This window comes from Gordonia sp. (in: high G+C Gram-positive bacteria) (genome assembly GCF_047606305.1).
Classification (GTDB): domain Bacteria; phylum Actinomycetota; class Actinomycetes; order Mycobacteriales; family Mycobacteriaceae; genus Gordonia.
In genome coordinates this window covers 1-5,377 of record NZ_JASGER010000001.1, presented here as the reverse complement: position 1 = coordinate 5,377, position 5,377 = coordinate 1, and the positions used below count along the sequence as shown (strand labels likewise).

5 protein-coding genes are annotated in these 5,377 nt (G+C 72.0%); all 5 read right to left on the bottom strand.

The features are described 5' to 3' along the window. A partial coding sequence (gene ftsW, locus QM634_RS00025; protein ID WP_415040722.1) for a putative lipid II flippase FtsW occupies window positions 1–1,423 on the bottom strand: 1,423 nt, incomplete at its 3' end. Next, on the bottom strand, window positions 1,420–2,928 hold the full coding sequence (murD, locus tag QM634_RS00020) for a UDP-N-acetylmuramoyl-L-alanine--D-glutamate ligase (RefSeq protein ID WP_415040721.1): 1,509 nt from the start codon (window positions 2,926–2,928) through the stop codon (window positions 1,420–1,422). The genes murD and ftsW, both read right to left, overlap by 4 nt. Continuing rightward, on the bottom strand, window positions 2,921–4,045 hold the full coding sequence (gene mraY / locus QM634_RS00015; RefSeq protein WP_415040720.1) for a phospho-N-acetylmuramoyl-pentapeptide-transferase: 1,125 nt from the start codon (window positions 4,043–4,045) through the stop codon (window positions 2,921–2,923). Before mraY ends, murD begins: the two co-directional genes overlap by 8 nt. Window positions 4,046–4,124: 79 nt before the next feature. Then, window positions 4,125–4,610 carry a UDP-N-acetylmuramoyl-tripeptide--D-alanyl-D-alanine ligase gene (locus tag QM634_RS00010; protein WP_415040719.1) on the bottom strand — a complete coding sequence of 162 codons (486 nt, stop codon included), beginning with the start codon at window positions 4,608–4,610 and terminating at the stop codon, window positions 4,125–4,127. Continuing rightward, on the bottom strand, window positions 4,607–5,377 hold a 771-nt coding region (locus QM634_RS00005), incomplete at its 5' end, for a glutamate ligase domain-containing protein (RefSeq protein ID WP_415040718.1). The genes QM634_RS00010 and QM634_RS00005, both read right to left, overlap by 4 nt.

Here is a 5,377-nt window from a genome sequence, read left to right as displayed (position 1 = left end):
CCCGGCCGCCCGATGCGATGGGGCGCGCGGCCCGCGGCGACTCCCGACGGCGGGCCACCGGCTCGGAGCGGCGGGGGCGCGAGGCCTTCTCGGCCTTGGTCGGCCGGTAGGCCACCGGTGCGGGCAGGCGCCACAGGCGTGCGCGCCAGCCGACCGGTTTGACATGGACCAGGGCTGCGACGGACTCCGGTTCGTGTCGTGCGGCGTTGGCCAGAAGCCCCAGCATCGCGAGCATCGTCAGCGTCGACGTGCCGCCGGCGGACACCAGCGGGAGCTGGATGCCGGTCACCGGCAGGAGCCCGACGACATAACCGATGTTGATGATCGCCTGCGCGGTGATCAGGACCGTGATCGTCGAGGCCATCAGCTTGAGGAACGGGTCGGCCGACCGCATCGCGATCCGCATCCCGATCAGCATCAACCCGACGAACAGGCCGATCACGACGAACGCGCCGATCAGGCCGAGTTCCTCGCCGACGATCGCGAAGATGAAGTCGTTGTGCGCGTTGGGCAGGTAGTTCCACTTCGCCCGGCTCTGACCGAGCCCGACGCCGAAGACGCCCCCGTTGGCCAGCGCGTACAGCGCCTGGCGCGCTTGGTACCCGGCGCCCTGCGGGTCGTTGATGGCCCCGATGAAGCTGCGCACGCGTTCGGACCGGTAGCCCTCGATGAGGGCCAGGCCCAGCGCGATCACGACGCCGCTGACGACGAAGCTGCCGAAGACCTTCAGCGGCAGGCCGGCGAACCACAGCAGCGCACCGACGATGATCGCGATGGTGATCATCGTGGACAGGTTCGGCTCGAGCAGGATGAGCAGACTGATCAGCGCGGCGACCGGGATGAGCGGGACCAGCAGCTCGGTGAGCGTGACGTTCTCCCGACGACGCGACGCCAGCAGGTGGGCGCCCCACACGCAGAGGGCGACCTTGACCAGCTCGGAGGGCTGCACCGACAGGCCGTAGACGATGAACCATCGGCGCGCACCCTGGCTCAAGGTGCCGATGCCCGGGACGAGCACGAGCGCGAGCAGGATCGTCGTCAACACGATCATCGGTCCGGCCGAGCGCCGCAGCAGGCGCACCGGCAGCCGCACCGTGACGTAGAAGACCAGCAGGCCGGCGAGGGCGAAGATGACCTGGGTGGTGAACAGGCTGTAGGCCGAGCCGTCCTTGGAGTACCCCTCGACCGACGAGGCCGACAGCACCATCACCAGGCCGAGCACGGTCAGGACCAGCGCCATTCCGACGACGAGGTGGAAGGACGCGGTCGGCCGGGCCAGCAGGTTGCGGACGGCCTCGGCGATGACCCGCGGCCAGGCGAGGAGTGATTCGCCGTGGTCGGCACCCGGCTTCGCGGCGTCCGCCGTTAACCCCGACGTCGACTCGGGCGTCTTCTCCCCGGTCGACTTGGCCGCCGCGGTCATGCCCGATCCTCCGGCAGGGACGCCGCCGCGGCGGCGAAGGCGTCGCCGCGCTTGGCGTAGCTGTCGAACATGTCGAGCGAGGCCGCCGCCGGCGCCAGCAGCACCGCGTCGACGCCGGCGTCCGATCGGGCCAGGGCCCAGGCCTCGCGCACCGCGGCGGTCATCACCGCGGTGGCCGCGGCGCGGTCACCGGCGGAGGCGCCGACGGGCGATCCGGTGCCGGGGACGTGCTTGTTCACGATCACCTGCCCATCGTCCCCTGTGAATACTGTGACTGCTGGGACTTCTGGGGCGTGTCGCGCAATCGCGTCGACAAACTCGCCCCGATCGCGCCCGATCGCCACCACTCCCGCCAGGCGGTCCCCCGCGTCGCGGACCAGGTCGTCGACCGATGCTCCCTTGAGTAGGCCGCCGGCCACCAGGACCACGCGGGTGCGCGCGGCGATCGCGGCGGCGGCGGCGTGCGGGTTGGTCGCCTTGGAATCGTCGATGAACTCGACCGCTCCCCGTCGGGCCACCGACTCCCCCCGGTGTCCGGCGGGGGCGAATCCGGCCAGGCCGGCGGCGACCGCGGTCGGCGGAACGTCGATGGCGAGTGCCAGCGCGGCGGCCGCCAGGGCGTCGGCACGCCCGGACGGGCCCGCCGGGTGGACCAGGTCCGCGGCGATCAACTCGGTGCCGTCGCCGAAGGCCCGGTCGACGAGCACGCCGTCGACCACGCCCAATTCGCCGGCACGCGGCGCGCCCAGCGTGAACGCGACGCGACGCGACTGCGGACCGACCGGCAGGGCCGCGGCGATCGGGTCGTCCGCGCCGACGACCGCGACCCCGCCGCGCAGGGCCAGGGCCTTCGCGTCGCGGTACCCGGCCATCCCGCCGTGCCAATCCAGGTGGTCCTCGGCGACGTTGAGCACCACACCGGCCGCGGGGCGCAGCGACGGGGCCCAGTGCAGTTGGAACGAGGACGCCTCGACGCACAGCACGTCGACGCGCGGCTCGCGCACCAGGACGTCCAGGACGGGGGTGCCGTAATTGCCACAGGCCGCGACCGTCCGCTCGGAGGCGGCGACGATCGCCTCGAGCATCGCGGTCGTCGTCGTCTTGCCGTTCGTGCCGGTGACCACCAGCCAGGTGCGCGGCGGGCCGGTCGCCCCGCTCTGGTCGACCCACCAGGCCAGTTCGACCTCGCCCCAGACGGGGATGTCGGCGGCGGTCGCGACGGAGACCAGCGCATGGTCGGGCGCGAATCCCGGCGACACCACCAGCAGACGGGCACGGGCCCACAGGTCGGCGTCCTCGAGTGCCTCGTCGACACCGATTCGCACCTTGCCGTCGACGGTCTCGACCGCCCCGAACGCGGAGTCGACGACCGTGACGCTCGCTCCCGCGCCGCTCAGATAGGCGGCGGCCGACCGGCCCGCGGTGCCGTGGCCGGCGACGACCACGTCGGTGCCGGCCAATCCCCCGACGAGCTCGATGGCCCCGCGGGAGTCCGCGCTAGCCACTGAGGCTCTTGAACTCGCTGTAGAAGAGTGACAGGCCGAGTCCGATCGACAGCGCGGTGAGCAACCAGAAGCGAATGATGACCGTCGTCTCGGCCCACCCGCCCAGTTCGAAGTGGTGGTGGAAGGGCGCCATCCGGAACAGGCGCCGGCCCGAGGTGCGGAACACGAGGATCTGCAGGACGACCGACACCATCTCGGCGACGAAGAGTGCGCCGAGGACGACGGCGATGAGCTCGGTGTGGCTGACGATCGACAGCCCGGCCAGCAGACCGCCGAGCGCGAGCGACCCGGTGTCGCCCATGAAGATCTTCGCCGGTGCGGCGTTCCACCACAGGAAGCCCAGGCACGCGGCACCGCCGGCGACGGCCAGAATGGTGAGGTCGAGCGGATCGCGCACCTGGTAGCAGCCGGCGGCCATCTCACGTCCGGCCGCGCCGCCCTGGCAGGCGTTGCGGTACTGCCAGTAGGTGATCAGCACGTAAGAGCCCATGACCATCGCCATCGAGCCGGCGGCCAGGCCGTCGAGCCCGTCGGTGAAGTTGACGGCGTTGGACCACGCGGCGACGACGAACCAGACGAACAGCACGAAGACGATGCCGCCGATACCGGCCAGCGAGATCGCGTTGATGTCCCGCGCGTAGGAAAGGTGTTCGCTGGCCGGGGTGTAGCCGTACTGGTTGCGGAACTGCAGGACCAGGACGCCGAACAGGATCGCGGCGACGGCCTGCCCGACGGACTTGGCCGTCTTGTTCAGGCCGAGGTTGCGGTGTTTGCGGACCTTGATGATGTCGTCGAGGAAGCCGACGAAGGCGAGCATCACGGTCAGCCCGAGGACGAGTAGACCCGATGCGGTCGGACCGGTGCCGTCGGCGTGCTCGCCGGACACCTTGTCGCTGACGTAGCCGGCCAGGTGTGCGGCGAAGTACCCGGCGACGATCGCGGCCACGATGGCCACACCGCCCATCGACGGCGTGCCCCGCTTGGTCTGATGGCTCTCGGGCCCCTCGACGCGGATCTCCTGGCCGAATCCCTGCTTGGAGAACACGCGGATCAACACCGGGGTCAACCCGATCGCCACGATCAGGGACACCGCCCCCGCCACGAGAATCTGTGTCACGTCGTGCGGCACGTCTGCTCCATCCGTCTCGCCGTTACCGTCCGGTCGCCCGGAACCTTCCCATCATCCAACCCGGTACTCAAATCGACCTGACCACCAGGTCCCGCTCAGTGAGCACCGCGGCCAGTCGGTCCGCGTCGAGCACACCGAGGACGCCGATGACGTCGCCGCCGCCCGGCACGTCCGCACCGGCATCGGACCAGCGTTCCGCCAACCCGTCCTCATCGCCCACGAGGAGGGCCTCATCGCCCCACGAGCCCTCCATCACCGCACCCTGGTGAGCCGCGCGAACGGCGCGGGAACCGCCGACGCAGACGATCTTGTCGATGGCCAGGCGCACCGCCGCGCGTCCCAGCAGGTCGTGGTCGACGACGACCCGCTGGTCGTCACCACCGGAGGCGGGCTCACCGATGACCAGCCACGTCCGCGCGGCCCCCCCGGTGCCGCGGTGGGCGCTACCGGCGCCGCTGTCGGCGGCCGTCTCGACCAGTCGCCGGAGGAACGCCCGCCCGTCGGCGGCGTCGGCGTCTCCGGTGAGAACGGTGATGGTGCCCCGACCGGTCATCGGCGCTCCCCGTGACCGGCTTCGGCGAGTGCGCGCGCCAGGACGACCCGGTCGTCGAATTCGTGCTTGACGCCGTTGATCTCCTGGCCGACCTCGTGGCCCTTGCCGGCGATCAGCACGACGTCCCCCGGGCGGGCCCAGGCGACCGCCGCCGCGATGGCCGCACCGCGATCGCCGATCTCACGGATGTCGGTGGCCCGGCGCTCGTCCGCGGGGACCCCGTTGGCGCCCTCGCTGACGGCCGCGCGGATCGTCGCGGGGTCCTCGGTGCGCGGGTTGTCGTCGGTGACGATGACCAGGTCGGCCGCGCGTGCGGCCGCGGCGCCCATCTGGGGTCGTTTGCCCGAGTCCCGGTCGCCGCCGGCGCCGAGCACCACGCCGATCCGCCCGGCGGTGTCGGCGGCCAGGGTTGCCAGCACCGCTTCGACAGCGGCCGGTTTGTGGGCGTAGTCGACGACGGCGAGGAAGTCTTGGCCCGCGCGCACCGGTTCGAGGCGGCCCGGCACGACGACGTCGGCGATCCCCGCGCACGCCTGCTCGGTCCCGGCGCCCGCGGCGACGCACAGGGCGACGGCCAGGGCCGCGTTGGTGACGTTGTAGCGGCCGGGCAGCGGCATCGGGAGGAGGTGGTCGACCCCGTCGGGAGCGATCAGGCGCGCGGCGGCGCCCGCGGCGGCGGGGACCACCGCGGTCCAGCGGCCGGCCGGCCGGTCGTCGGGCACCCGTCCCTCGTCGACCGTCTCGACCGTCGCCGGATCGGTCGCGAT